The organism is Nocardia puris (assembly GCF_003315035.1).
Classification (GTDB): Bacteria; Actinomycetota; Actinomycetes; order Mycobacteriales; family Mycobacteriaceae; genus Nocardia; species Nocardia puris.
On sequence record NZ_QNRE01000006.1, the window covers coordinates 307,200 to 334,184 of the forward strand.

A 26,985-nucleotide genomic window follows, 5' to 3' on the forward strand; every position below is an offset into this window, starting at 1 on the left:
ACGTTCCAATTTTCCGCTATGCGAGGTCTTCATCCGAACTCACCGCCGCTTTCGGCGCGGCGTCCACATCGGCGATGCGGTACTTCGCCGCCGCCTCGACGGCCTTGGCGGGATCGACCTTACCGGTGCGGGCCAAGCCCTCGAGCGCGGCGACCGCGATCGACTGCGCGTCCACGTTGAACACGCGCCGCGCCGCGGGCCTGGTGTCGGAGAAACCGAAGCCGTCGGCGCCGAGCGTGGTGAAGTCACCGGGCACCCACTTGCGCACCTGGTCGGGCACCGCGCGCATCCAGTCCGTCGCCGCGATGTACGGACCGTCGACCCGCGAGAGCGCCTCGGTGATATAGGGCACACCCACCTCGGTGCCGGGGGCACGCAGCGCCGCGATGTCCTTGAGCAGCGCCTCCTTGCGCAGCTCACCCCACGAGGTCACCGACCACACGTCCGCCTGCACGCCCCAGTCCTCGGCCAGCAGGCGCTGGGCCCGCAGACCGTCGGGCACCGTGACGCCCGAGACGAGGATCTGGGCGCGCACGTCGCCCTCCCCGCCGCGCTGGTACAGGTACAGGCCCTTGAGCAGGCCCTCCACATCCAGGCCCTCGGGCTCCGCCGGCTGCGGGTAGGGCTCGTTGTAGAGGGTGATGTAGTAGAAGATGTCCTCGCCGCCGAAGGTGTCGGAATCGGGACGCTCGATCCGCTCGGTGCCCGGCAGCGCTGCCGGCTGGGCCGGCGGGGTGCCGCCGCCGTACATGCGGCGCAGGCCGTCGCGCACGATGTGGGCGATCTCGAAGGAGAACGCCGGATCGTAGGTCACCACGGCCGGATTGGTGGACGCGAGCAGCAGCGAATGGCCGTCGTTGTGCTGCAGGCCCTCACCGGTCAGCGTAGTTCGCCCGGCGGTTGCTCCGAGGACGAATCCGCGCGCCAACTGGTCCGAGGCCGCCCACAGGCCGTCGCCCGTGCGCTGGAATCCGAACATCGAGTAGAAGATGTAGAGCGGGATCATCGGCTCGCCGTGGGTGGCGTAGGAGGTGCCCGCCGCGGTGAACGACGCCGTTGATCCGGCCTCGTTGATGCCCTCGTGCAGGATCTGCCCGACGGTGCTCTCTTTGTAGGCAAGCATCAACTCGGCGTCGACCGATGTGTACAACTGGCCGTTGCGGTTGTAGATCTTCAACGAAGGGAACCACGAGTCCATACCGAAGGTACGGGCCTCGTCGGGGATGATCGGCACGATCCGCTTGCCGATCTCCTTGTCGCGCAGCAGCTCCTTCATCAGGCGCACGAGCGCCATCGTGGTGGCCACGTTCTGCTTGCCCGAGCCCTTGCGCACCGAGCGGTACGCCTCGTCGCCCGGGAGTTGCAGAGGCTTTGCCGTACTGCGCCGCTCGGGCAGGAATCCGCCGAGCGCCTGGCGGCGATCCAGCATGTACCGGATCTCGCGCGCCTCCATGCCGGGGTGATAGTACGGCGGCAGGTACGGATCGCGCTCGAGTTCGGCGTCGGTGATCGGGATCCGCTGCACGTCGCGGAAGTCCTTGAGGTCCTGCAGCGTGAGCTTCTTCATCTGGTGGGTGGCGTTGCGGCCCTCGAAGTGCTTGCCGAGGGTGTAGCCCTTGATGGTCTTGGCCAGGATCACCGTCGGCTGGCCCTTGTGCGCCATCGCCGCCGCGTACGCCGCGTACACCTTGCGGTAGTCGTGGCCGCCGCGCTTGAGATTCCAGATCTCGCGATCCGACATCTGCTCGACCAGCGCCTTGGTGCGCGGATCGCGCCCGAAGAAGTGGTCGCGCACGTACGCGCCGTCGTTGGCCTTGTAGGTCTGGTAGTCGCCGTCGGGCGTAGTGTTCATCAGGTTCACCAGCGCGCCGTCGCGGTCGGCGCCCAGCAGCGCATCCCACTCGCGGCCCCAGATCACCTTGATGACGTTCCAGCCGGCGCCGCGGAAGAACGACTCCAACTCCTGGATGATCTTGCCGTTGCCGCGCACCGGCCCGTCGAGGCGTTGCAGGTTGCAGTTCACCACGAAGGTCAGGTTGTCCAGCCCCTCCATGGCGGCCACGTGCGCGAGGCCGCGCGACTCCGGCTCGTCCATCTCGCCGTCGCCCAGGAACGCCCAGACGTGCTGGTCGGAGGTGTCCTTGATGCCGCGGTCGTGCAGGTAGTGGTTGAACCTGGCCTGGTAAATGGCGTTCATCGGGCCCAGGCCCATGGACACCGTGGGGAACTCCCAGAAGTTGTTCAGCAGGCGCGGGTGCGGGTAGGAGGGCAGCCCGTGGCCGAGGCCGCCGTGGCTGTACTCCTGGCGGAACCCGTCGAGCTGGTCGGTGGACAGCCGCCCTTCCAAGAACGCGCGGGCGTAGATGCCGGGCGACGCGTGGCCCTGGATGAAGATCTGGTCGCCACCGCCCGAGTGGTTCTTGCCGCGGAAGAAGTGGTTGAAGCCCACCTCGTACAGCGCGGCCGAGGACGCGTAGGTGGAGATGTGGCCGCCCACGCCGATCCCGGGCCGCTGCGCGCGGTGCACCATGATCGCGGCGTTCCAGCGGATCCAGGCGCGGTAGCGCCGCTCCACTTCCTCGTCACCCGGGAACCACGGCTCGTTCTCGGTGGGAATCGTGTTGACATAGTCCGTGGAGGTCAGCGCCGGAATCGCGACGCGCCGCTCACCCGCGCGCTCGAGCAGGCGCAGCATCAGGTAGCGCGCCCGGCCCGGGCCCTCGCGGTCGAGCATCTCGTCGAACGATTCGAGCCACTCGCTGGTCTCCTCCGGATCGATGTCCGGCAAATACGACGCCACCCCTTCGCGGATCACCCGCACGCGCTCGCCCGACGGCGGGTTCGACCCGTTCGGCGCGGCGGTGGGGGCGGCATCGGTCCCGGCGGGTTTCGCCGGAACGGAAGAGTCGATCAGGTCGGTCAAAACTGCTCCTCGTACAGGGGGTGGACAAGCTGATGGCGTCGGTATCCCCGAACGGTCGCGCTGGTGGGCGGACCGCCCGTTACGAATGGTGTGGCGCACCCTCCATCCTTGCCGAGGATGCGTCCCAGGTCATCATGTCAGCCGGAAATCCAGTACCGTTTGCAGAAAACGGGTTACTCCCCAGTTGCCCCGGTGCGCATCGCGAACCGGGCGCGTCGAGCTGCCCGATCGCCTGTGCCGAAGGTCGCCGAATGGACAACGTGAGAGCGGGGAGGACGATGAACGTGCTGAACCCACGCGGGTTCGGACTGGTGTGCGCGACTGTCGCGGTCGTCGCCGGTCTCACCCTCGCCGGGTGCGCGGACCGGGTGGAGGGCGTCGCGGGCCCGAACGAGTCCGAGCTCGCCGCCTACAAGACCGAGGCGGCGGCCTCCTCGGCGGCGGCCACGTCCTCGCGGCGTGCCGCGGCGCAGGCCCAGGCCATCGCCACCAACTGCTCGCAGTTCCCCGTCACCACCGGCGTCGGCGTGACCAGCTACAACGCGTTCGTCGAGGCGCACGACTCGAACGCGCCCGACTACGCCGCCAAACGCGACGCGGCCGCGCAGACGCTGGAGGAGGCCGCCTCGAAGGTCGAGACGGGCGTGAACACGGCCGCGGGCGCGCTGCCGGAGGATCTGGCCGCGAAGTTCACCGAGTACGTGGCCGCGGCCAGGCAGCTGGCCGCCGAGACCCGCGGCATGTCGTACACGGCGCCCGTCGACGCGCTCAACAGCGCGAGCAGACGGGTGAACGACGCGCGCAACGCGGTCCGCGACGCGTGCCCGCCGAGCTGACCCCGGACGCCCGATCGCGCGACATTCGGTGGGCTTTTCGCCCGATCGGCTTGCGCTCGAGGCGATAACCATGTTCGCTTGCAACTACCTGTAGTCGGGATTGAGGAGGACACCACCGTGGTCGCCGCGGCGGACGCGCAGAATTTCGCTCAGAAGCTTGGCATTACTCACGGGATGGTGGTCCAGGAGCTGGGCTGGGACGAGGACACCGACGACGATCTCCGTGCCGACGTGGAGGACACCAGCGGCGGTGAGATGGTCGACGAGGATTCCGACGAGGTCGTCGACGCGGTGCTGCTGTGGTGGCGCGACGGCGACGGCGACCTGGCCGATGAGCTGATGGAGGTCATCAGCCCGCTCGCCGACGACGGGTTCATCTGGGTGCTCACGCCCAAGACCGGTCATCCGGGGCACGTGGATCCCAGCGAGATCGCCGAGGCGGCGCCCACCGCGGGACTCACCCAGACCTCCGCGATCAGTCTCGGCGCGTGGATCGGCAGCAGGCTGGTGCAGCCGAAGGCTCCCTCGAAGCAGCGCTGACCCTTTCGCTAAGGTTTCGCCGGGCGGTGTTACCCGCCGCCCGGCGGAGAACCGACCGATGGAGGATTCACGTATGCCGCTCGAGGTGGGTGCTCTCGCACCGGATTTCACGCTGAAGGATCAGAACAACCAGGAAGTCACGCTGTCGGACTACCGGGGCGCGAAGAACGTGCTGATCGTGTTCTATCCGCTGGCGTTCACCGGCATCTGTCAGGGCGAGCTCTGTCGCGTCCGTGACGAACTGCCCAAGTTCCAGAACGACGACGCCGAGATCCTGGCCATCTCGGTCGGCCCGCCGCCCACCCACAAGATCTGGGCCGCCGAACAGGGCTACACGTTCCCCTTGCTCTCGGATTTCTGGCCGCACGGCGCGGTGGCCCAGGCCTACGGCGTATTCAACGAGAAGTCGGGCTGCCCGAATCGCGGCACCTTCGTGGTGGACCGCGAGGGATACATCCGCTTCGCCGAGATGAACGGTCCCGGTGAGCCGCGGGATCAGGCGGCGTGGGAAAAGGCGCTCGCCGCCTTGGATTCCTGACCCGATTCCCGCTCCCGCGGACCTCGGCGGACGCCGTCGGGAATGCCGCTGCGAGCGATTTCCGACCACTGAATGGCGTGGTGACGCGTAACACAGCGAATTCGTACGCGATGTGATCCGCACAACACCTATTCAGGAGGTTCGGACATGCTCTCTGCGAAGCGACTCGCCGCCGGCGCCGCCGTTGCCACCGCGACCGCGGGCCTCGTCCTCGCCAGTGGTGGCGTGGCCCAGGCCGATGTTCCGGTGTGGCAGGCCAACTGTCATGTCTACAACATCTTCAACACCGGCGGGATGGCCCACTGCGAGTTGCCCGCCTGGCACCAGGTGAAACTCACCTGCGTCGCCTGGCCGGTGCCCTTCACCTACTGGAAGTACGGCCCCATCCACCACGGGCAGAACCAATCCTGGGCCAGCTGCGATTCCCTGGGCGCCCTGGTGCGCGTGGAGGTCATCCAGGCATAGGGTCGCGGCCCACCGGCCCGACCGGCGGCTGCTCTTCTCGGACTGCGACGGAAGATCGCGGCCGCCGGTCACTCCGGCTCATCGGTGATACGAGCAAATCGAAACCACCGCTCCTGCCCCGGGTGAATCCGCTCCTGCCCCCGGGTGAATCGGCGGATGCGGGGTTGTCATGGGAGTGGCGACCTCCGCCACACCGCGTTGCCCTGGCGGTGTGCGGCGGTTGTCGGCCAGTTCAACTCACCTATCTAGACAGGTAGCCGTCACGGCACATGCGATGGATAGGTGGACCGAAATGTGGCCGAATAAAACTCTGGTAGGCGCCGGTATGGCTGCCCTCCTGATCGCCGGATCGAGCGCCTGCGGGAACTCCGAACCCGCCGATTCCGGCACCGTCCGTTTCGCGGTGACCGACCTCCAAGGGCTCGAGGAACTCCAGCGCGAATTCGGCGCCTTCACCGAGGTGCTGGCCCGGGAGACCGGGCTCGATATCGAACTGTTCGCGGTCACCAATCGCACGGCCGCGGCGGCCGCGCTGCAATCGGACCGCGTGGACGTCGTGTTCACCGGGCCCGCCGAGTACGTCGTGATCCACGAGCGCACCGAGGCTCAGCCGATCGTCGCGATCGAACGAGACGGCTACCGATCGTGCGTCTACACGACCGGGAGCAGCGGGGTCGCCTCGCTCACCGATCTGCGCGGGCAGCGCATCGCGATGAGCGATATCGGTTCCACCAGCGGACATCTGGGCCCGTCGCAGATGCTCGTCGACGCGGGGCTACAGCCACGCACCGACGTCGAGGTGCTGACCGTCGGCGACGCGGTGCACGCGGCACTCGAACGCGGCGACGTGGCGGCGGTCGGCGTCGGCTGTCACGACTACGAGGAGTATGTGGCCGAAGACGAGCGCGCGGCTTTCCCGGTGCTCGCGGAGGGTCCCATCCTGCCGCCCGACCTGCTGATGGCCCGTGACGGGCTCGATCCCGAGGTCAGCGACAAGATCCGCCGGGCGTTCCTGGACGACTACGACGTCCTGCTGGCCGCGATCCTGGAGGGCAAGGACAACGCCAAGTTCGCCGGCTCCACGGTCGTCGAAGTCACCGACGCCGATTACGACACGGTGCGCGCGATGTATCGCGCCATCGGTGTCGAGGATTTCACCGAGTTCGTCGGGAACTGACCGATGACCCGAGCGCCCGCTATGGCGATATCGCCCACCGGGGCCGCCACCGCACCCGCGATCGAGCTGCGCGACGTGATCGTTCGCTTCCCCGGCGGCCGCACGGCCGTCGACGGCGTCGGGCTGCGCGTCCGGCGCGGTGAGATCGTCGCGCTCGTCGGCACGAACGGTGCGGGAAAGTCGACGCTGCTGCGGTGTGTGATCGGGCTCCAGCGGCCCAGTGCCGGAGCGGTCGTGGTCGGCGGTACGGATCTCGCGTCCGCGTCCAGGGGCGAACTGCGCGAGGTGCGGCGACGTACCGGATTCGTCTTCCAGCGTTCGCACCTGATCGGGCGGATGGGAGTGTTCGACACGGTGCTGCAGGGGGCGGCCGGCCGACACGGCCTGCGGTGCCTGCTCACCCCGATCAGCCCCGCATCGGTCCGCGCCGAGGCGATGGAGTGTCTGGATCGCGTGGGATTGGCCGACCGGGCCGGGATGCGGCTGGCCGCGCTCAGCGGCGGCCAGCAGCAGCGCGTGGCGATCGCGCGGATGCTGATGCAGCGACCGTCTCTGATCCTGGCGGACGAGCCGATCGCCAGCCTCGATCCGGCCGCTGCCGAGCGGGTGCTGGCGCTGTTGCGCGACTGCGCCGCCGACTCCGGCGCCACCGTCGTGCTCGCCCTCCACCAGAGCGCGCTGGCCCTCGAGTACTGCGACCGCGTCGTCGGTCTCGGGTCGGGCCGGATCGTGCTCGACCGCCCGGCCGCCGACTGCGACGAGACGACCTTCGACGCCGTGTACGGCGGTGCCGTCTCGTGACACCCACGACCACACCGCCCGCACGGCTGCGCAGGCCGAGTACACCCACCATCCTGCTGCTCGTGGTGGTACTCGGCCTGCTGGGACACGGCTGGACCCAAGGCGTCGCGATCCATCCGGAGGCACTGTCCACCGGAGTGTTCCGGCTCGGCGAGTTCCTCTCCGATGCCGTACCACCGGATTTCGGTCGTGCGGGCCCGATCCTGGGCGCCCTGCTGGTGACGGTGCAGATGGCCCTGCTCGGCACCCTCACGGGTGTGCTGCTGAGTCTGCCGCTCGCGGTGTGCGCCGCGGCCAACACCACGCCGGCGAGCGTCCTCTACGTCGCCGCCCGCGCGGTCATCACGGTCTGCCGCACCATTCCCGATCTGGTGTGGGGCCTGATTTTCGTGATCGCTGTCGGGCTCGGCCCCGAAGCGGGCGTGCTGGCGATCGCGGTGGATGTCATGGGCTTCTGCGGCCGGTTCTTCGCCGAGAGTATCGAGGAGGTCGGCGTGGGCACGATCGAAAGCATGCGGGCCGTCGGCGGATCGGGGCCGGCTGTGCTGCTCGGTGCGGTCTTTCCCACCTGTCTGCCCTCGTTCGTCACCACCGCGATGTTCGCACTGGAATCCTCGGCACGCTCGTCGGTGGTGCTCGGCTTGGTCGGGGCGGGCGGTATCGGCATCGAGCTGTCGGTGTCGATGACCCTGCTGCGCTACGACGAAGCGCTCGCCATCATCCTGGCCATCTTCGTCGTCGTACTCGGCATCGAACGGGTCTCGGTGGCCATCCGCCGCCGGATCCTGCGAGGTGACCGTGGCTGAATCGACAGCGGTGAACCGCTACGCCGCGGTCCCTCTCTACCGTCAGATCGGCGAAGAACTCGAACGGCGGCTCGAGCACGAGTTCGCCCCGGGTGACCGGCTGCCGAGCGAAGCCGAGCTCGCCGCGGAGTACGGCGTCAACCGCCTGACGGTGCGCCGGGCGCTGACCGGTCTGCAACAGCGCGGTCGCATCGAAACACGAATGGGCACGGGCTCGTTCGTCGCACCACCCATCGTGCGGTACGACGTGTCGACTGGCCGGGAGGCCAGCTTCACGCTGGCCATGGGCGAATCCGGCCATGACGTGGTGGCTCGCCCGCTGTCGGTGGAAGACGTCGACGACGCGGTGCTCGGCCGCGCGCGCCGGTTTCGCGGCCTGCGGATCGTCGACGGCGTGCCCTGGTCGCTGACCGTCACCGTCCTCGCCGCCGGGCTGGCGGCGGGATGGGACGGCAAGCGGTCGCTGCACCAGATGCTGCGCGAGACCCACGCCGTGCGTATCGTCCGCGCCCACCGCACGTTCGCCGCGGATGTCGCCGACCGCGACGACGCGGCGCTGCTTCGGATCCCCGTCGGGTCGCCACTGCTGTGCGTCGACGGGCTCAATGTCGATCGAGGAGGAAATCCAGTGGCGCTCGTCCAGCACCGATTCCGCGGGGATCGGATCCAGTTCACGGTGGACCTGCGGTGAGCACCTATCACGGGGTCACCATCGTCACGGGACACGGCGCGTCCGTGATCACCGCCGCGGCGGTGGTCATCGATGATGAGCTCGGCGTGGTCACCGAACTCGCCGAGGGTGCGCCGGGCGACTACTTCTTGGTGCCGGCCGGGGTGGACCTGCATCTGGACAATCTCGTCGAACGCAGGCGACCACGCGCGACGGTCACCCTCGACCACGACACCGTCCTTTCCGTGCTCGACGCCGAATGCGCCGCGGCGGGCATGGGCGTGGTGTGCATCGCGGCGCGCTGCGAGGACTCGCCGCGCAAGGGCATCGCCATCGAGGACGCCGGGCGTTTGGCCGAGTCGCTCGAACGACTCGGGCCGGATCTGGCGTGTGACTGGCGTATCCACGCCAGGGTGGAGCTCACCGACGACCGCGCGGTCGGCGCCCTGGAGTCCCTGTTCGATGTATCGAGCCGGATCGCTGTGGTCTCGATGATCGAAACCACCCTGCGCCGCAGCCGATTCGCGACGCTCGACGAGCTACGCGACTTCTATTCCGCGGATTGGGGTGTCAGTCCCGCGGAGGTCGAAGAGGTCTTCCGGGTGAGCCCCGCTCGCGAGCGCGCCGTCGGTCACCGCCGCGAGCAGGTGTCGGCGCTGGCGCGCGAGCACGGTGTCGTGCTGGCGACGCATGACGATCGCAGTCCCGAACACATCGAGGAAGGGCGGGCGGCCGGCGCCACCATCGCGGAATTCCCCCTCACCATGGACGCCGCCCGCCGGGCCGGTGAGCTGGGGATGACCGTCGTGCTCGGCGCACCGAACGCGGTGCGCGGCCGCTCGACCTCGTCGGCGAATCTGCTGGTGGCCGACGCGGTGCGCGCCGGGGTGTGCGATGTGCTGTGCTCGGACTATCTGCCTTCGGCGCTGCACACCGCCACCCAGGTGCTGGCGGCCGGTGACGGCGACCTGGCGCGCGCGGTGCGCATGGTGTCGGCCCGGCCCGCCGAGGTGCTCGGCATCGCGCATCCGGGCATCGCCGTCGGGCGGCCCTTGACCGCGACTCTGTATCGGCGCCACGGCACGGCGCTCGTCGGCGTCGGTTTGTGGCGAGATGGTCGCCGGGTCTTCGCGAGGCCGGGCGCCCAGGCTCGGCTCGCGTCACGCGCCGTAGGGGCTTGAACGACGATCGGGCCCGGCGGCAGCTCGGTGCGAGCGGCCGCCGGGCCCGATCAGACCGGGAGCCGAACCCGTTCAGCGCGGCCCGGTTCCGCCGTCCGCGCGGATTCGCGCGTACGCGGCGAGCACGTCGGCGAGCGGCAGCGCTGGGGCCGTGGGGTCCTTGGCCGCGTCGTCCCATCGGCGCAACAGCGCGGCGGTGCCTGCGTCGGGATGCGCGGCGAACTCGGCCACCTCGCGGTCGTCCATCGGGCCGCCCTGCGCACGCAGCGAGGCGATCGAGGCCGGGCTCAGCGTCGACGCGTAGCCCGGATCCGTGGCCACCAGATAGCGCTTGGCCGGAACATGCTGGCCGACAAGCCATCCGGCGCGGGCACCGATGTGGCGTTCGACGAACCGGGCTCCTGACACCTCATGAGGCAAGCCGGGGAACTCGGCCCGGACCGATGCCGCGCGACCGATGTCGTGCAACGCGGCGGCGAGGACCACTTCGTCGGTCGCCCCGGAACGCGCGGCGTGCCATGCGGTCTGCAGGGCGTGGGTGCGCTGGTCGACGGCTTCGCCGCCGTAGGGCAGCCCCGCGAGTCCATCGATCAGCGCCGCCAGCTCCGCGCCGGTGAGCGCGGGCGTGGTGGCCGCGATCTCGGCGCACAACTGGTCGGCCAATCGCTCGGACGCGGCCACCACGCCCGACCAGCGACGGGTCAGATCCGGGTCGAAGTCGATCGGCCTACCGAACGCGTCCCGGACCGCGCCCCCCGCGGCGGGCACGAGCACCAGCGCGGCGACCAGGTCCATCAGCCGGTGTGTGTCCGAGCCGGTGTCGGCGAACGCGTCGACGGAGCCCTCGGCCACCAGCGCCGCTTCCAAGCAGCTGGTCGACAGGATGCGCACCCGCTCGGCCCGGCGCGTCACCCGCCACCAGGCGTCGGCGTTGCGTGCGTGCGGACGCAAGAGGCTCACGGCGGCGCCGTCGAGCTCGCGCCGTCCGGTCGTTCGATAGGGCGCCGGGCGCCCGGCCACGGCGTGCCAGCAGCGTCCGGTATCCAACCAGCACGTCAGTGCTTCGACCGCGATTCCGTCGTGCACGATCGCGGCGGAGAACGCCGACAGTGGCACGCCGGCGGCGGCATTGGCGGTGCCGTCCACCGGGTCGACCACCAGGGTGCGCGCCGACCCCAGGTCGACCGCGCCGATCTCCTCACTCAGCAGATTCACCCCGTTGGCGTTCGCGACGTCCACGATCCGGCCGTCCACGAGCACATCCAGCCGCATGGTCGGAGTGCCGTCGGCGCCCATCTCCACCTTCTCGGCGAGCTCGGCTCGGGTGAATCGCGCACGCGCGTCCCGGAATCCGGCGGCCGCCGCCCGTGCGGCCGCCGCGAGCACGGAGTCCGTCTCCGCCGGCAGCTCGGGTTCGGGCACCGGCCATCGGATCACCTCACTGCCGGTCATCGCCGTTCCCCTGCCTCGACGCCGAGCACGGCCCGCACCGCGGGCCAGCTCGGGCCCGCGTCCACGAGCACCAGATCGGGCCGCGCCCCCTCGGTCAGCGACCCGCGATCGGTCAGGCCCGCCACCGCGGCCGGGCCCGCGGTGACCAAGCCGATGGCGTCGGGCAGCGTCGTCAATCCCTCGCGCGCCAGCAGGAGGGCCGACGTGAGCAGGCCCGAGGGCAGGTAATCCGAGGCCAGCGCGGTGACCAGGCCACGTCCGGCCAGCTCGCGGGCGGACGCGTTGCCGTTGTGGGAGGCGCCGCGCAACACGTTGGGCGCGCCCATGACGACCGGCAATCCCAGCTCCCGCGCCGCCGTCGCGGCCGCGACGGTGGTCGGGAACTCGGCGACCGATCCGCCACGCCGGTGCAGGTCCGCGATCTCCTGCGCGTCGGCGGGATCGTGCCCGAGCAACCGGACACGACCGGAGACGGCCTGGGCGCCGAGCCAGCCCAGCGCCCGGTCCCGGTCCGCGAGCCTGCCGTCGCGCTCGGCGATCAGCCGATCGACGGCGTCTCGCGCCTGGTCCTCGGTGAGGCCTTGGGTTCCGGAGATGTAGCGCTCGAAGTAGCCGCGGTCGGCGTACTGGCCCTGTCCCGGCGTGTGGTCCTCATGGGACACGAGCTGGCGTTCCGATCCCGGGAGTGCGTCGAGCCGCGCGCGCAGCGCCGCCAGTCCGCGCGGGCACCGCACATCCAGCCGGTACAGGATGCGATGGTCCACCGAACCGCCCGAGTACTCGTCGACGGCCGCGCACAGCTGCAGGGCGGCGTCCACCGAACGCCGCAGGCCCGCGCTGCCACGCTCCTCGAATCCGGCGCCGTGAAACACCGTGGTGATCCCCGCGGCGCGCAACTTGCCCTCGAACGACCGCAGTGCGAACTCCATCGGCAGTTCGGCCCCGGGCCGCGGCGCGCGCTCCCGCTCGAGGCCGTCGCTGTGGACGTCGATCAGTCCGGGCACACACAACAGTCCGGCGCCGTCCAGATCGGCACGAACTCCGGCGCGATGTGTCTGGACCGCGGCGATACGACCGTCGCGCACCACGATCAACGCGTCATCGAGGACACGGTCCGGCAGCACCGCGCGCACATGGCCGAGGGTATAGCTGGCCGGCGCGGCCGCCGGAGTCCAACCGCGGTGGCGCGTCGGGGCGGTCATGCGAACACCCCCGCCAGCACGTCGCCGGGCGCACCGGATCGGGTGATCCGGCCGCCGTCCAGTACCAGGACCCGCGTGGCGAGCCGCCGCATCGCGTCGAGATCGTGGAACACCGCGAGCACCGCGACACCCGCGCCGGACAGCGATTCGATCAGGTCGAGCGCCGCGGCGCGGTTGGCCGGGTCCAGCGCGGACACCGGCTCGTCGAGCAACAGCAGCCGCGGTGGTGCGACGGTGCCCGCCGCGAGGTTGACGCGCTGGCGCTCGCCGCCCGACAGTACGCGGCAGTCGACGTCCCACAGCGCCTCGTCCAGGTTGAGCCGTCGCAACGCGTCGACGGCCGCCGCCTGCGCGGCGTCGGGTGCCAGGCCCCGCCTGCGCGCCGCCGCGGCGACGACGCGCAACGGCCCGGTCCGCGGCGGTGCGGCGAGAAACTGCGCCACGTAACCGAACTCGCGGCCGCGCAACCGGGCCATGGCGCGATCGTCGAGATCGGTCAGCTCGACCGCTCCCGCCGCGGTCGTCAACGTGACCGACCCCGTGTCGGGGAGGTACGTGCGGTGGACACAGCGCAGCAGCGACGACTTGCCCGCGCCGCTGGGACCGGCCAGCGCCACGTGCTCACCGGCGTCGATGTCGAGATCGACGCCGGACAGCGACGTCACGGTGCGCCCGTCGATGGTGTGCAGGGTGAAGGTTTTGTGCAGATTCCGGACGCTGAGCACAGGCACGGCGTCACCTCCTGGCCGCAGCGACCAACCGCTGCGTGTAGTGATGGTGGGGATCGTTGACGAGCTGATCGGTGAGCCCGGTCTCGACCACCCGGCCCAGTTGCATGACGACACAGCGATCGGTGAGTGCCTCGATGACCGCGAAATCGTGGCTGACCACCACCGCCGCGACGTCGCGCTCCGCGAGGAGTTCCCGCAGCAGGTCGAGCACACCGGCCGCGACCGACGCGTCGAGTCCGGTGGTCGGTTCGTCGAGCAGCAGCACCGGCGGTTCGGTGGCGAGAGCTTTGGCGATCTGCACCCGCTGGCGCATGCCGCCGGAGAAGGTGCCGACCGGATCGTCCATCCGGCGCAGCGGAACTTCGACGCGGTCGAGCAGTTCGGCGGCCCGCTGCCGGATCGCGTGGTAGCCGCGCCAGCCCGCGGCGGTCAGGCGCTCTGCGATATTGCCGCCCGCGCTGATCCGCAGGTCCAGTCCGGCGGCCGGGTCTTGATGCACCACGGCCATCTGGTCCACGCGCAGCGCCCGCCGCCCACTCATCGACAAGGTCGACAGATCCGTTCGCCCGTCGTCCACCGCCCGCAGATAGACCTCACCGGCGGTCGCGGCCTGATCGCCGATCACGCAGCTGAGTACAGTCGATTTCCCCGATCCGGACTCGCCGATGACGCCGAGAGCTTCACCGGGCGCGACGTCGAACGACACGTCCCAGGCGGCGACGATGGCGCCGGTGCCCGGACTGATCGAGGTGCCGTAGCCGGGTCCGGTGCCCGCTACGGCGTCGGCGCCACCGAGGCCGTGCACCTTGCCCAGCGACCGCACGCGCAGGGCCCACTCGGTCCCCGGCGTGGCGCGCCGGCGCGCGGGAGCCGCGGACGCGCGCGTCTCGGGGACTGCCAGTCGCCGCTGAGGGTCGGGCAGCATCGACAGCGGCGCGCGACGACGGTGGGCCTCGACGTCGGCGTCCCCGTCGCGCACACGGCTGCACCACTCGATATCGCTGCACGCGTACCCACCGTCGGGGCCCGCCTCGACCAGGAACGCGTCGTCGCGGCCGCAGCGCCCGCACACCGCGCCCGGCGCGTGTTCGACCTCGAAAGGTACGTCGTCGAAACTGAGCGGCCGCACATCGGTGTACGCGGGCACGGCGTAGATCTTCTTCTCCCGGCCCGCGCCGAACAACGTCAGGTGCCGCGCCTGATGCAGCCTGGGCACATCCCAGCGCGGGATGGGCGTGGTGGCCATGACGTACCGGCCGCCGACCAGCACGGGATATCCGGTGGACTGCGTGATGAGCCCGTTGCGGACCAGATCCTCGTACAAGCTCACCCAGATCATCGCGTAGTCCCCTTCGGCGTGCATCCGCCCGCACTCCGAGACCGACTTCTGCACTCCTCGCAACGGTTCGGGAACAGGAACCTGCAGGACGAGCAGGTGCTCGGGGCCCAAGTCCTCCTCGGGCACCCGATGCCGCGACTGGATGACGGTCGCCTCCCTGGTGTCGGCGGTCGAGGCGCATCCGGTGCTGCTCGCGATCAAACGGCGCAGATTCGTGGCGTTCACGCCGGCGTCGTCGCCCTGATCGATGACTTTCACGGTGTCATCAGCGCCGATCACCCCCAGCGTGACCTGCAGACCTCCCGAACCCCAGCCGCGCGCCACCGGCATCTCCCGGGAACCGAACGGCACCTGAAACCCGGGTACGCACACCGCGGTCAGCACCGCGCGACGAATCTCCCGTTTGGCGCCCTCGTCGAGCAGTCCGGGGACCGCCGCCGCGGCGTCGAGGGTTTCCATGATGTCGAGGACAGTCATCGGCAGGTCCTTCCCCACGATTCGGCACGGCGCCGATCGGCGTCCGCGTCGGCGCGCATCGCCTGCTTGCGTTCGACCATCGATCGGAAGGTCACGTAGTGCGGCAGCTTGAGGTGCTCCAGAAAGCCCGCGGAGTCCAGCCCATCGGTGGTCATCAGGAGCAGTTGTTCCAATGGGCCGGTGCGTCCGAAGCGCCGATTGGCGATGTCGAGATTCGCCATCGCGATCGCCTTGCGCTCGTTGTGGCCCAGGCACAATCCGTATCCGACGTCGAAGCGAGCGCGATCCTCCTCCGCGCCGTCCAGATCCTCGATCGCCTCGGCCTCGGTGGCGCGGAACCTGCCGATGGTCACGGGATTGCCGGTGTGCGGATGGCGCACCCGCAGCGGCAGCCAGCCGTGCCTGACCTCTCCCAGCGTCACCTCGTGGATGTCTCCGTCGGGGCCGAGGATCGACCGATACCACAGCCCCACCAGGCCGCCGGTCTCGGCGCGGGCCATGGCCGAAAGCACCGCGGAGCGCGGCGCGGGCGGACGAGCGGGGGTGCGAGCGATGTCGTGGGGCTCGGGATCGCCGTTCTCCCCCCGGTGTTCCACCACCAGGTCCATCTTGCGGAGCTGGTCCAGGAACCGCCGGGGCTGTCGTACGCCGGGCGTCGCGGCTCTGGGCGCGGCGCCCGGCGCCCGCTGGGCGACGGACTCGCGAGCCTCGCCGGTGTCGAGCATGCGTGCGGTGTAATCCGTTGTCCGGCCGAGCAACTGCGGCCCGTCGGGTTCCCGGAACGCGGGCACGATACGGCGCAGCACCGTCATCTCGTCCGGATCGATCGGCTCGCTCGTCGCCAGCCGCGGCAGCCGCGACCGGTGCGCGCGCACCAGATGGGTGGCTTCCATCGTGTCGCCTTCGGCCTGGCGGAACGCCGCACCCGCGGTCGCCTCGTGGTAGAGGCCGGCCTCCCCCATCACACGATCGACACCGAGCCGGAAGGTCGCGGCGACCGTACCGGCCGGCATCTCCCTGGCGGCAACCTCGCGCTTGTCCTCGACCAGCCGCTCGGCGGCCAGAATCGCGGCGAGCCCGCCGCGTGCGCCCGAGTATCCCATCAATCCTCCTGTGCTCGCGCGGGAAATCCGCGTCCATCCACGGCGGCGTCGGCATGCGGACCGGGCGCCGACAGCACCGTCGTCCGTGGCAACCCGGCCATCCGGCCGTCGGCGGTGACCAGCAGCAAGTCCACGCCCGCCGGGAAACCCGCGACAGCCTCGGCACGCGCGGCGAGGAAGTCCCCTGGCAATCCGAGCGGCGCGAGCTCTGCCACGCCGTCGATCCCGGGCCCGCTCAGCCGCAGCGGCACCCCGCCGTCCAACGCGGCGACGGGCACAGCGGCCAGCGCGCCTCGCTCGGGCGCCGCCGCCGACCCGCGCGACAGCGTCGTCAGTTCCGCCCCCGACAACGGACGCAACGCACCGACGAGGCGCGCCGTCCCGAGCGCGGCTTCGGGCGCCCCCGTGGTGACCCGGAGTGCGTCGGTCCACGCCGCCGCATCCGCACCGAGAATGTGTATCCCGGCGCCGTGGTCGGCGAGCGCGCTCACGGCGAGCAGCGGCGCGGGGAGCGCGGCCTCGGGCAGCTCGACGACCGTTCCCGGCCGGGCCAGCGCGTCGAGCACGGTACGAAAGACCGTGTGGGCCGTGTCGGGGCTCAGGGCCGCCGCGGCGATCCGCGTGGCGGTCGTCATGTCAGCTCCTCGAATTCCACGACGGTGGGGGCGAGTTCGGCCCACTCCCGCTCCTCGGCGCGCAGGCGCCGCTCCCGCACGCGATCGCAGAGCTCATCCACGGCGGCCGCCTGCGCGCGGCCGGCGAGCGCCTCGGCGTCCAGCACGGCGGCGGCCAGCACCGCGGCGCGCTCGTCACCCAGTCGCATCGCCCACCCCCGGTGCCCGTCCAGTTCCACCTCGGCCCGGCAGGCCAGGATGTCCCCGAGCAGAAACCGGTCGGCCGCGACCGGATCGGCGACCTGCGCGGCCACCGACCCCACCTCGGGCGGGGAGAGCACCTGGAACGGCGCGCCGTCGGCCAGGCACGCGTCGGCGAGGGCGATCAGCGCCTCGGCGTCGGCTTCGGCCAGGAGCTCGGCGCGCTCCTCACGGCTGAGCATGGTCTTGCCACCTTCCTCTCGTCGGGCACCCGCAGTCGGATGCCCGGTTGTCCATCTCGACCACGACACGCACCGCGTCGAGGCGAGTCCACGTGCGGCTGAACATGATCGGCGGGCCCGCTTCCCCATCGCAGCTCAGGCTCTCGACCCGCCAGGCGGGCTGGCAGCTCTCCATGCGCAACCCCGTGACGACGTCGGCGGGTGGCAGATCCACACCCACCCGGCACCAGGCGCGTGTCGGTGCGACCATGCCCATCTGACGCAGCACCGCGTCCAGCGAATCCACCACGTGCAGTGCGGTTTCCAGCTCCGGCACCGAGGCGACGGGGACCCATTCGGTGACCCAGGACGCCAGCAGGTCATCGATGTAGAACTCCCGGGTTATCCGGTGCATCGGAGCGCCGCGGCGCAGGCCCGACTGGGCGGCCACGTCCGGAGGCAGCGGCGTCCGGTCGATCGCTTTGACCATCGCGCGGGGCCGCGCGCCCGCCGCCGACACCGTGGCGTGCCAGGACGGGGGTCTGCTGCCGGAGATGACGTAGTCGATACGCCGGTTGACGAAGGTGCCGGCACCTTGGATGCGGCGCACCACCAGCCTGCGCTCGAGTTCCTGCAATGCCGATCGCGACGCGGCCCGGCCGACACCGAACCGCGCGGCGATCTCGTTCTCGCTCGGCACCCGGCTCCCGGGGGCCATCGATTCCAGTTCCCGCGCGAGTTCTTCGGCGATCGCGAGATACCTGCTCGATGTCATGCCGACAGACTGCGCCGCGCGCTTGTCCGGACAACCGCGCTCATCGGAACGGCGCCGACGCGGGAGGTGAACAACTGAGCAAGTTGTTTCCCGGTCGGCACCGTGCCGAGTGCGGCCTTCGGCCGATCGCGGGCCCGGATGGGTCCGCGTCGCTACCGCACCACCCGCCGCAACCACACCGCGAGCAGCTCCACCGCCATCACGGTGGCGAACACCATCAGCATCACCGTGGTGACCACGCCGAACTCGAGCACACGGGTCGCGTTGAGCAGATGGAAGCCGATGCCACCCGCACCGACGATGCCCAGCAGGGTCGCCGATCTGATGTTCACGTCGAGCTGGTAGAGCAGGTTGCCGACGAAGGCGGGCGCCGCCTGCGGCAGTGTCGCCCCGAAATACACCTGCCAGGGACCGGCTCCGGTCGCACGGACCGCGTGCTCGATGTCGGGATCGACCTCCTCGAGCGAGTCGGCGGTGAGTTTGCCGAGCAACCCGATCGTGCCGATGGCCAACGCGAGCGCGCCCGCCACCGGTCCCAGGCCGGTGATCACGACGAACACGATGGCCAGTACCAGTTCCGGCAGCCCGCGCACGCCGACGATGATATTGCGGAACAGTTGCGCGATCGCCGGTGTCGGGGCGACATTGCGGGCCGCCAGCGACCCGATGACGAAGGCCAGCACCGCACCGATCAGCGTCGCCGCCAGCGCGATCTTGATGGTGATCAGCAAGTCCGCGAGCAGCGCGTCGAAGATCCCGCCCGTCTCCGGCGGCCAGAACAGGCCGACGGTCTGCCCCAGATCGCCGAGCGAACCGAAGAACTGTCCCGGTGACAGGTCCGCTCCCCAGATCGCGGCGAGCACGACGAACGCCGTGACACCCGCGTACACGGTCCGGCGAATCCGCCGCGCCGTCCACGGCGGGGTGACCTGGCCCGGTCGCGGCGTGGCACCGCCGGCCGTGCCCTCGGCGGACAGCACGGCCCGCCTGATCACGCCGCTGAGCACCTCCACCAGGACGCACACCAGCAACACGACCAGCGCCAGCGCCATGCCACGCTGGTAGTCCAGGCGGCGGAACGCCGTCGCCATGGCCAGTCCGATGCCGTCGACACCGACGAACCCCAGCAGCACCGAGATTCGCAGGTTGATGTCGAATCGGTGCAGACCTGTCGCCACGAAGGCGGGGATCACCTGCGGCAGCACCCCGGAGACCAGTTCCTGCCACCGGCTCGCGCCCGTGGCGCGCACCGCCGAGCGCGGACCCTCGTCGATCTGCTCGATCGCATCGGCGTAGAGCTTGCCGACCATGCCCACCGAATGGATGCCCATGGCCAGCACACCGGCCAGCGCGCCGAAACCGAACACCCGGAAGAAGATGATCGCCAGCACGACATCGGGGACGGCCCTGGCGGCGACGATCAGCGCCCGGGCCCCGAATCGAGAGGACCGCGACAGGCTCGTGTTTCCGGCGGCCAGCACCGCGACCGGAATGCTCAACAGTACCGACAGCAGCGTGGCGCACAGCACGATCGCCAGCGTCTGCCCGGTCAGGGTCGCCAGTTCACCGAGGCCGGGGAAGTCCAGCGGAAGCATCCGGCTGCTGAAATCGACGGCGTTGTGCACGCTGTCGACGAAGGTGGACGGCTCGATGCCGAGATCGGCCACCGACCAGATCCCCGCTCCCAGCACGCCGAGCGCGACCATCAGCGCGACCGTCGACCCGGGACCAGGTCGCTTCAGCGTCGCCGCGGACGGGGTCCGCGACGACGACTCCACGCGCATGGTCATCCTGTCTTGGCCAGCACCGGCCCGGGCACCGCGACCTTGGCGTACACCGCCATTGCCGCGTCCCTGCTGAGGCCACCGGTCGGCGTATCCAGCACCACTCGGCCCGACCGCAGTCCGATCACCCGGTCGCCCCAGGTGAGCGCGAGCTCGACCTGGTGCAGGCTGCACAGCACCGTCAGGTTGTCCTCGGCGCTGATGCGGGCGATCAGGCGCATCACCTGATCGGCCGACTCGGGGTCCAAGGAGGCGACCGGTTCGTCGGCGAGCAGGATCTCCGGCTGCTGCATCAGCGCCCGCGCCACCGCGCCGCGTTGCTGCTGTCCGCCCGAGAGCGTGTCGGCCCGCTGGAACGCCTGGTCGGCGAGGCCGACCCGGTCGAGATTCTCGAGTGCTCGCAGCCGCACCGACCTCGGGTAGGTGATCAGGCCGAAGCGCGGTCCGCGCAAGGACGCCAGCGCGCCCGTGCACACGTTCTCCAACAGGGTCAGGCTTGCGACCAGGTGGAACTGCTGGAATACGAAACCCACTCGCGTGCGCAGCGCGCGCAGTTCACGCCCGCGTGCCGTGCCGACATCGACACCCAAGGTGGTGACCGTACCCTCGCTCGGCGCGACCAGACCGTCGACGTGACGCAGCAGCGTCGACTTGCCTGATCCGGACAGCCCGAGCAGAACGACTACTTCGCCGGCGCGCACAGTGCACGACACCCGGTCCAGCGCCGGGGCCTGCTGCCCGAATCGCTTGGTCACACCGTCGAATTCGACGACGACGCCCGGTTCGACAGCCATGGCTACTCGCACTTCTCGTCTTTGGTGGTCTCGCACACCTTGCGGACACCGTCATAGAGGGCGTCGTCGACCGGCGTGTAACCCCAGCCGTTCTCCTCACCGATGTCGCACGGGTCGGTGCAGAAGCCGTTGGCCATCAAGTAGTCGACGTTGCCCTTCTCGTGAACCGCCTTGGTGATGGTCTCGAGCAGATCGGCATCGAGCTGGGAACTGATCGCCAACGGAGAGCCGGGGATCACCTCCGACTTCCACACGACCTTCACATCGCCCTCCGCGAGCTGACCCTTCTCGATCAGCACGCTGTCCACCATCGTGTCGTAGGCGAAGCCGACCTCGCACTGCCCGCTCATCACGGCGAGCACGGACGCGTCGTGCCCGCCCGCCATCACCGGATTCACATCATTCTTCGGGTCGATGCCCTCCGCGAGCAGACCCGCGGAGGGGTACAGATAGCCCGAGGTGGAAGCCGGATCGACAAAACACACGCTCTTACCGCGGAAGTCGGCCAGCGAGTTCACCGGCGAGTCCGACTTGGTGATCGCGTAGGACTGGTACCCGGGCTTGCCGCCCGGCTCGTCCACGAACGCGCCGATCGGCGTGGTTTCGACGCCGGAGTTCTTCGCGAGCACGTAGGAGAACGGTCCGTACTGCGCGAAATGGATCTTGCCCGCCCGCTGGCCTTCGATGACCGCCGCGTAGTCGGTGGCGTTCTGGAAGATGATCTCGCGTCCGGTCTCTTGCTCCAGCATCGCGATGATGGGGGCGTACCCCTGCTCCAAGCTCGTCGACTCCTCGGACGGAACCGCGGCGAAGACCAGTGGCTGTGCCTGATCGGACTCGTCGCCCGATCCGCACGCGGAGACGACTAGTGCGGCGACGGCCGCTACGGTGACGACGCCGAAACGCCTGGCTGAGATTCGAGACATGCCTCTGGTCCACTTCCTCCGCCGTTCGGCGGACTTCTCGGTGACCAGGTCAGGCTGCGGTCATTGTCTGCCGTACAGGCATCCACCGGATGAAGTCCCCGATAACGCGCGCGGTCGGATTACAGCGACTGACCGGGGAACCGGGCGTCCGGTATGTCCGCGTTCGCGGCCAGCCCGTCCGCCGCGGTGCCCCTCCGGCTGTTCCCGGCGCGCCGGGACGGCCCTGACCTGGCGGTTTGAGGACGATTGCCTGGTCACGGTACATTCATGGCCGATTGTCGTCGGCCCACCGGCGGCCCGGACGTATAGCTCAGCGGTAGAGCACTGGTTTTACACACCAGCGGGTCCGAGGCCGACCTTCGAACGCAATTCGCCGGGAAGGCCCTGGTCAGAGGATATTTCTGCTGGGGGAATGCGCCGCGCGCCTCGGTCCATGCGCGTCCGGTGTGCCAAGAGTGTGCCACACCGGATTCGCCGACGGGTGAGCAACCGCGGTGATGCCCTCGGTCGGCCCGCTCGAAGGATGCGCCGAGGTCATCCAAACTCCGGTTGCCGAACATTTGCTCGGTCGCGTCGCGCGCGGCTCGGCTACTCGGCCTGGGCCGCAGAGGCGAGGCATGAGGTCAGCGTGACGGATCGGCTGGTGTATCGAACCGCGGTGCGCGCCCGGGGTAGTTCGGGGCATGCCGGCTGGCGAGCCGCACACCCCTCCGGGCCAATTCGTCGTGGTCTCGGGCATCTAGACCAGCCGCGCGGCACCGGCGGCGTCGCCTCGATCGGCCGCATCGACCAGCCGCCCCCGCGTGATCGAGATGAGAATTTGGTCGCAGACCGGAGCACGCACTCGCCTGGCGTCGCTCGATTCGCCTTTCCGCGCCGAGTTCGTTGTCGTGCGAGCGGGGAACTCGTAGGTTGAAGCGGCCGACACGCCTCGCTTTAGGACTTCCGATGTCCCTGGCTGGCCGTGCGCGCCACACGGGAGCGGCATCGTGAACCACGCGAATAGCTGGGCTGCATCGGAATGGTCCCGGTCAGCGGCCTCCCGTTACCGAACTCGTCGGCGAGCTGCCATTCATCTGTTGAGACGAACGCGTGACCCAGTTATTGCTCCGTCGAGCGGGCGGAGCCGTACTGCGAATGAGGTGAATCGAGCACGCACAATCCTCACAGATCGAGCCACAGCCCATGTCGGCGCCTACCCAGCCAACCAGACCAACGACGCGTCATTCTGCGGCAAGGTGCCCGCGCCGATCCCTGTCAGCGGGCCGGTACCCAGCATCAAGTGTTCGAGCGCCTGTCAAATGCAACGCACTCCTCGAGGCACCTGTCACAATCGCGACGATCGAATTGTGTCGGCGGTCCACGCTCACTGCCGATGGTTCGATCACCGCGGGCGCCTGAACTGCTGACACGTCGTTCACTGTCGTCATGACGATCGCCCACGATTGTTGGGGGCCATCGCGGGGCCGGGTTCGGTCGGCGTCGTTGACGGCTTGGTCCGTGCTTTCAGCTCTCTGTCGACGCGTGCCAGAAGCTGTCTCATGGCTTTCAGCGGCGTCTCCAGCAACTCGACCACCGCGTCATCGTCTGGCTCCAGTTCCCGAATAGTCCGAACTGCCGCTGCTTGTGTCTCGAGAAGATGGAAGATCTCCCCGGCTGCCGTCGCTCGCTGCTCTTCGATCTGGCGCTCTAATCGGGCTATCGCGGCATCACGGCGATGCTCGATCGCGCTGATGGCGTCCCCAGCGGCGAAGTACTTCTTTGCTTCGACTGTGATGGACTTCTCACGGTCGCGTGACCGTCTGATCCGGGAACGCGACACTTCGCGCAGTCGGTTGGCTCTGTCGATGGCTTCGTGGCTAGCTTCGCCGCGTCGATCATGGCGGGGCTTGGACATGTCTCAACCTGATCCGCAGCGCTGACCCCTCGTCCTTCTCCGTATCCTACGGCCGAACGTGGGCGCCCCGCACTGCGCCGCAGATGTGGGACGTCGCACTCGGTGCCCGCCGACAGCCCATCGAGCACGACGAAAGCTGCCGTTATCAGCAACGCCACCGCACTCGCCCGCACGAATGCGGTGCCGAGCGTTCCCAGACCCCGATCACCGATCCTCTGCCCGGAAATACCCAGGAGCCGACAATGTGGACCAACAGCACAGTTCAGTTCGCGCGCCTCATCGCCGAACTCGACGCAGCCGGTGCATTCACCCCGAGTGTCATGGAATCGCTGACCGCCTCCATGAACCTCAAGCTCAAGGATGTGATCGAGCTGAAATCACGGGCTAACCAGTTGTGGGACGAGACGCTGTCGCACTCCAACCCGGCCGCCTGGATCGAAGAAATGGTGGGCTCCGGAGCACTGGAATCGGTTCCGCCGTGGCAACTGATCACGAAGTCACAAGCTGAGGCCTGGGCAGGCAAACCGCTGACGGCCGAGCAGATGGACCGGTTGGACGCCGCGATTCCGCACTCAGGTATTCCGGACGCGATCAGCGCGATCGTGCACAGCTTCAACGCCACTGAGTGAACCAGCCAGCCACATGCCCGTCCGGGAGAACAGCCAGAGTCCAAGCCCTGCTCTGCCCGGTGTCCACAACGCCAGTTGACCAGCGCGGCCAAATCATGCCTGCCGGGAACTGGACCGCGTTCCTGCCCTGGACGATGGACGCTCTACACCCGTATCCGTTCGTACGGATAGGAATACGATCAGCCTCGCTTACGTCTACCGTGCCCGTACGCCGGTTGATCTGGCACCTCGTGAGCTACCCGGCTCCGGCGATGCGCGGCAGTTGGGCGCCTTGTGAGGGTGCATGACCCTGTACGCGGCGCGGGTCCGGGCGCGGCGAAGTCTTTGCTCAGGCCGAAGTGCATGATCACCCGCACGGACAAGAACCCACGCCGATCACGTCGTCGCGATAGCCGCGATCGTTCTAGTCTGCCGGTTGATGGCGGTCGTCTAAACATGGAGGTGGTCACGTGACTGATTCGTCGTTCATGATCTCCGGGCTCACTCCTATGACTGTGCGCGTGCTGGACGAGCATCGGTGCGCGCTTCCCTGCCTCGTCGACCTCGGCGAGGAGACGGCCACGTTCGCCGGGTCGCCCGACAGCGTGGCCGAAGCGCTGAGGCAGCTACGCGAGCGAGTTCGGGAAGTCGAGCGGCAGCAGGGTCGCAGCGTCAGCTATCACCGGTTCCGGCAACTGATCCTCAAGGTCGAGTCGCTGGGCAGTCCGGTTCGGCCGGCCCCGCCGCCTAGGCCCCTATACAAGGTGCCCGAGTGGTTGGTGCCCGGCGCTGTTGTCGAGGTCCAGTACGTGGATGAGCGAGGCCATCTGGCGAAGCTGGAGCGCACCACTGTCGTGGCGATCGGGCGTCGGGATATCCGGCTGGCGACTGACGGCCGACGCGTTCGGTTCACGCGCAGGATGTATCGAGCGGACAAGGATTGCTTCGTCGACGGCCGTTATTCGACGGCCAGAATCTTGCGGGTCGCTGCCCCGTCGAACAATGCGAATCCGCTGCCCGAGTTCGTCGGTGAACCAGATGGGCGAGGTCCCTCGCTAGACGCCGAGCTGGCCGATATCGAGACGCGAGTCCTGCTCGATGACCTGCCTGACGATCTCCGGGCGTCCTTCGCGCGCCTGATGGAACAGCGCACCGCAGCGAAGGCGGAATGGGTCCACCTGGGCAGCGGCTCCCTCTCGGTCTTGACGATCCGTCGGTTCCGAGCGTCGGTCATGTTTCGGCGCAGAGGTGATGCGGAGATTCCCGCCGGGTGGACGTGGCAGCTCGAACGCGATGGCGCGATTGTCGATCTCGGGCACGGCGTATCGACCGAGGACGTGGCGCGTCGTAGGGCCGAAGAATCGATGCTCGACCAGCTGATGTAGAGACCTGATGCACCGCGCGGCCCACGGACGAGCCTCCGCGCGCCGGCAGGCGCCAGTGCCGCCGCCCGTGAGCGTTCCTTCACGGAGGGACAGGGAATTGGCTATGGCCTTGTCCGCGTACGCCTCGCCCCAGCCATAGTTCGATCTGCGACGACCGCGCGGAAGCTGCGCCCTACGACGGGAATGACTCGTATGTGCTGGTCACCGTGTTGTAGGACAGCGCTGTCCACCGGTTTCGGTCTGCGGCGGCCAAGCGCGCACCGAGGGCGACCGATACTGCTACCGGACCGCTCAGGTAGATCGCGTGTTGCGAGGTCCGTGCGCCTGCCGGCAGCGTGGAGTCCCGCCAGACCTGACAGATCTGGTCGGTGACGGCGGTGAATGCTTTCTTCGTCTCTGGAAGGGTCGGGTTCCTGTGGCTGAGCAGCAGGAGGGTTCCGATGCCGCGGTTGCGACAGTCGTTGAGAACCTGGTCGTGGAAGCTGGTGCCGCGTCCCTGTAAATCCAGCGCCAATGCGACACGTGAAGGGTCGCCGCCGGGCACTGTTTCGAGGGGAGCGACGGTGAGAATACGTTTGCGGTTTCGGCTGGCACGTAGGCCGGTAGCGTGGAAGTAGGCGGGGTTGCCGTTGCCTTGGCGAACGGAGTAGACCGCGATTTCGCGGGAGTGGGTGTGGCCCAAGCAGGCGCCGTACCAGAACGCGATCTGTAATCGCATAGTGGGAATGAGGTTGATGCGGGCAGCATCTGGCGTCAGACGCTGGGCGGTGATGATCGCCTGGAGGGTCTCCTCTACCAATGCTTCCATCAATGTCAGTCGTTGTGTCTGATCAGTTGGGAGGTCGACGGCGGCTTTGAGGGTCAGTACGCATTCCTGGCTGCTGAATGCTTCGGCCTGCTGCTCTCGCTGCCGTGCGGTCGCGAGGTTATCGGCCGCGGTAATGATGATCCCGACCTGTGATCGGCGACGGCGCCACGCCCTCTGCCAGAACCCGGCGACGACGACCATGGTGCCCGCCGCCAATGCGAGGACGAACCAGACGCGGCCCTTGGGCTCGTCCGTCATCAACGACTTGGCGGCTTCGACGGCGAACCCGCCAGCGACCAGCCCGCCGATGCTGATCAACGCCGAGCCATCAGCGAACAGCGCCCCTAAACCGCCACCACCCAGGGACGAACCAGCAGCGGAGACCGTCATCCGCGGCATCTCGTGATTCGGAACTGACACTTCTCAACTCATCCCATCGCAAGACCACAATCGCCGACAACCGGCGCCACGCTACTGGACAGCGTCCCACCTTTCTCGCGAGTTTCCGAACAGGCCCTGTCGCAGCCCACCCCAACCCACCTGCGACGTCAGGAGTCGGGGGCTGCTGCAGGATCGGGTGACAGCGGTTATGCAGCCTGTCGGGCTGCTGGAGCCATGATGGTTTCGAATTCGATTGGGGTCAACCGGCCGAGCCTGGCTTGTCGACGACGCCGGTGGTAGGTGCGTTCGATCCAGGTGACGATCGCGATCCGGAGCTGCTCGCGGGTGTC

25 protein-coding genes, 1 tRNA gene and 1 pseudogene are annotated in these 26,985 nt (G+C 69.0%); 12 read left to right on the top strand and 15 right to left on the bottom strand.

Annotated features, from left to right (window positions below; genetic code table 11):
- Positions 1-16: 16 nt before the first annotated feature.
- A complete protein-coding gene (gene aceE, locus DFR74_RS18560) occupies positions 17-2,923 on the bottom strand; it encodes a pyruvate dehydrogenase (acetyl-transferring), homodimeric type (protein WP_067513958.1) in 2,907 nt (968 codons plus the stop codon).
- 251 nt (positions 2,924-3,174) lie between these two features.
- Between aceE and DFR74_RS18565 the strand changes: the two genes are divergently transcribed.
- From DFR74_RS18565 to DFR74_RS18605, 9 genes are all read left to right on the top strand, one after another.
- The gene (locus DFR74_RS18565) at positions 3,175-3,759 is read left to right on the top strand and encodes a hypothetical protein (RefSeq protein WP_232331915.1); all 585 of its coding nucleotides are present in this window, start codon (positions 3,175-3,177) and stop codon (positions 3,757-3,759) included.
- A 117-nt stretch (positions 3,760-3,876) separates the two neighbouring features.
- Positions 3,877-4,299, top strand: coding sequence for a DUF3052 domain-containing protein (locus DFR74_RS18570; RefSeq protein ID WP_067513956.1), 423 nt, complete (start codon positions 3,877-3,879; stop codon positions 4,297-4,299).
- Between the two features lie 73 nt (positions 4,300-4,372).
- A complete protein-coding gene (locus DFR74_RS18575; RefSeq protein ID WP_067513955.1) occupies positions 4,373-4,837 on the top strand; it encodes a peroxiredoxin in 465 nt (154 codons plus the stop codon).
- Positions 4,838-4,984: 147 nt separating this feature from the next.
- A complete protein-coding gene (locus DFR74_RS18580; protein ID WP_067513954.1) occupies positions 4,985-5,302 on the top strand; it encodes a hypothetical protein in 318 nt (105 codons plus the stop codon).
- A 292-nt stretch (positions 5,303-5,594) separates the two neighbouring features.
- On the top strand, positions 5,595-6,479 hold the full coding sequence (locus DFR74_RS18585; protein ID WP_067513953.1) for a phosphate/phosphite/phosphonate ABC transporter substrate-binding protein: 885 nt from the start codon (positions 5,595-5,597) through the stop codon (positions 6,477-6,479).
- Positions 6,480-6,482: 3 nt separating this feature from the next.
- On the top strand, positions 6,483-7,280 hold the full coding sequence (locus DFR74_RS18590; protein ID WP_232331914.1) for a phosphonate ABC transporter ATP-binding protein: 798 nt from the start codon (positions 6,483-6,485) through the stop codon (positions 7,278-7,280).
- Entirely contained in the window at positions 7,277-8,086 is an 810-nt protein-coding gene (phnE, locus tag DFR74_RS18595; protein ID WP_067513952.1) for a phosphonate ABC transporter, permease protein PhnE, read from the top strand. The genes DFR74_RS18590 and phnE (DFR74_RS18595) overlap by 4 nt, the downstream gene beginning before the upstream one ends.
- A complete protein-coding gene (locus DFR74_RS18600) occupies positions 8,079-8,777 on the top strand; it encodes a GntR family transcriptional regulator (protein WP_067513966.1) in 699 nt (232 codons plus the stop codon). The genes phnE (DFR74_RS18595) and DFR74_RS18600 overlap by 8 nt, the downstream gene beginning before the upstream one ends.
- Positions 8,774-9,937, top strand: coding sequence for an alpha-D-ribose 1-methylphosphonate 5-triphosphate diphosphatase (locus tag DFR74_RS18605; protein ID WP_067513951.1), 1,164 nt, complete (start codon positions 8,774-8,776; stop codon positions 9,935-9,937). Before DFR74_RS18600 ends, DFR74_RS18605 begins: the two co-directional genes overlap by 4 nt.
- Before the next feature lie 72 nt (positions 9,938-10,009).
- On the opposite strand, the gene DFR74_RS37210 is transcribed toward DFR74_RS18605, so the two are convergent.
- From DFR74_RS37210 to DFR74_RS18660, 11 genes are all read right to left on the bottom strand, one after another.
- Complete coding sequence (locus DFR74_RS37210) at positions 10,010-11,389, bottom strand: inositol monophosphatase family protein (RefSeq protein ID WP_113975176.1); 1,380 nt, start codon at positions 11,387-11,389, stop codon at positions 10,010-10,012.
- The gene (locus DFR74_RS18615) at positions 11,386-12,591 is read right to left on the bottom strand and encodes an alpha-D-ribose 1-methylphosphonate 5-triphosphate diphosphatase (RefSeq protein WP_067513950.1); all 1,206 of its coding nucleotides are present in this window, start codon (positions 12,589-12,591) and stop codon (positions 11,386-11,388) included. The genes DFR74_RS37210 and DFR74_RS18615 overlap by 4 nt, the downstream gene beginning before the upstream one ends.
- Positions 12,588-13,322, bottom strand: coding sequence for an ATP-binding cassette domain-containing protein (locus tag DFR74_RS18620; protein ID WP_067513949.1), 735 nt, complete (start codon positions 13,320-13,322; stop codon positions 12,588-12,590). Before DFR74_RS18620 ends, DFR74_RS18615 begins: the two co-directional genes overlap by 4 nt.
- 4 nt (positions 13,323-13,326) lie before the next feature.
- Complete coding sequence (locus DFR74_RS18625; RefSeq protein ID WP_067513965.1) at positions 13,327-15,138, bottom strand: alpha-D-ribose 1-methylphosphonate 5-phosphate C-P-lyase PhnJ; 1,812 nt, start codon at positions 15,136-15,138, stop codon at positions 13,327-13,329.
- On the bottom strand, positions 15,135-16,241 hold the full coding sequence (locus DFR74_RS18630; protein WP_067513948.1) for a carbon-phosphorus lyase complex subunit PhnI: 1,107 nt from the start codon (positions 16,239-16,241) through the stop codon (positions 15,135-15,137). Before DFR74_RS18630 ends, DFR74_RS18625 begins: the two co-directional genes overlap by 4 nt.
- Complete coding sequence (gene phnH, locus DFR74_RS18635) at positions 16,241-16,876, bottom strand: phosphonate C-P lyase system protein PhnH (protein ID WP_067513947.1); 636 nt, start codon at positions 16,874-16,876, stop codon at positions 16,241-16,243. Before phnH ends, DFR74_RS18630 begins: the two co-directional genes overlap by 1 nt.
- Positions 16,873-17,298: a phosphonate C-P lyase system protein PhnG gene (locus DFR74_RS18640; RefSeq protein WP_067513946.1), complete on the bottom strand. Its 426-nt coding sequence runs from the start codon at positions 17,296-17,298 to the stop codon at positions 16,873-16,875. The genes phnH and DFR74_RS18640 overlap by 4 nt, the downstream gene beginning before the upstream one ends.
- A complete protein-coding gene (locus DFR74_RS18645) occupies positions 17,285-18,052 on the bottom strand; it encodes a GntR family transcriptional regulator (protein ID WP_067513945.1) in 768 nt (255 codons plus the stop codon). Before DFR74_RS18645 ends, DFR74_RS18640 begins: the two co-directional genes overlap by 14 nt.
- 152 nt (positions 18,053-18,204) lie before the next feature.
- The gene (gene phnE, locus DFR74_RS18650; RefSeq protein WP_067513964.1) at positions 18,205-19,836 is read right to left on the bottom strand and encodes a phosphonate ABC transporter, permease protein PhnE; all 1,632 of its coding nucleotides are present in this window, start codon (positions 19,834-19,836) and stop codon (positions 18,205-18,207) included.
- Between the two features lie 2 nt (positions 19,837-19,838).
- A complete protein-coding gene (phnC, locus tag DFR74_RS18655; protein WP_067513944.1) occupies positions 19,839-20,630 on the bottom strand; it encodes a phosphonate ABC transporter ATP-binding protein in 792 nt (263 codons plus the stop codon).
- A 2-nt stretch (positions 20,631-20,632) separates the two neighbouring features.
- On the bottom strand, positions 20,633-21,556 hold the full coding sequence (locus DFR74_RS18660) for a phosphate/phosphite/phosphonate ABC transporter substrate-binding protein (protein WP_067513943.1): 924 nt from the start codon (positions 21,554-21,556) through the stop codon (positions 20,633-20,635).
- Positions 21,557-21,856: 300 nt separating this feature from the next.
- On the opposite strand from DFR74_RS18660, the gene DFR74_RS18665 reads away from it, so the two are divergent.
- Positions 21,857-21,947, top strand: a tRNA-Val gene (locus tag DFR74_RS18665).
- Positions 21,948-22,982: 1,035 nt separating this feature from the next.
- Here the strand turns inward: DFR74_RS18665 and DFR74_RS35455 are convergent.
- Positions 22,983-23,453, bottom strand: coding sequence for a hypothetical protein (locus DFR74_RS35455; RefSeq protein ID WP_147265853.1), 471 nt, complete (start codon positions 23,451-23,453; stop codon positions 22,983-22,985).
- A gap of 242 nt (positions 23,454-23,695) precedes the next feature.
- Between DFR74_RS35455 and DFR74_RS18670 the strand changes: the two genes are divergently transcribed.
- Positions 23,696-24,082: a hypothetical protein gene (locus tag DFR74_RS18670; RefSeq protein WP_067513942.1), complete on the top strand. Its 387-nt coding sequence runs from the start codon at positions 23,696-23,698 to the stop codon at positions 24,080-24,082.
- Positions 24,083-24,531: 449 nt separating this feature from the next.
- A complete protein-coding gene (locus DFR74_RS18675) occupies positions 24,532-25,446 on the top strand; it encodes a hypothetical protein (RefSeq protein WP_113975177.1) in 915 nt (304 codons plus the stop codon).
- Positions 25,447-25,618: 172 nt separating this feature from the next.
- Here the strand turns inward: DFR74_RS18675 and DFR74_RS18680 are convergent, their stop codons facing one another.
- Together DFR74_RS18680 and DFR74_RS18685 are read right to left on the bottom strand one after the other, a co-directional pair.
- A complete protein-coding gene (locus tag DFR74_RS18680; protein ID WP_198161908.1) occupies positions 25,619-26,644 on the bottom strand; it encodes an SAVED domain-containing protein in 1,026 nt (341 codons plus the stop codon).
- Between the two features lie 197 nt (positions 26,645-26,841).
- Positions 26,842-26,985 (bottom strand): annotated as a pseudogene (locus DFR74_RS18685) (IS3 family transposase); the annotation flags it as partial.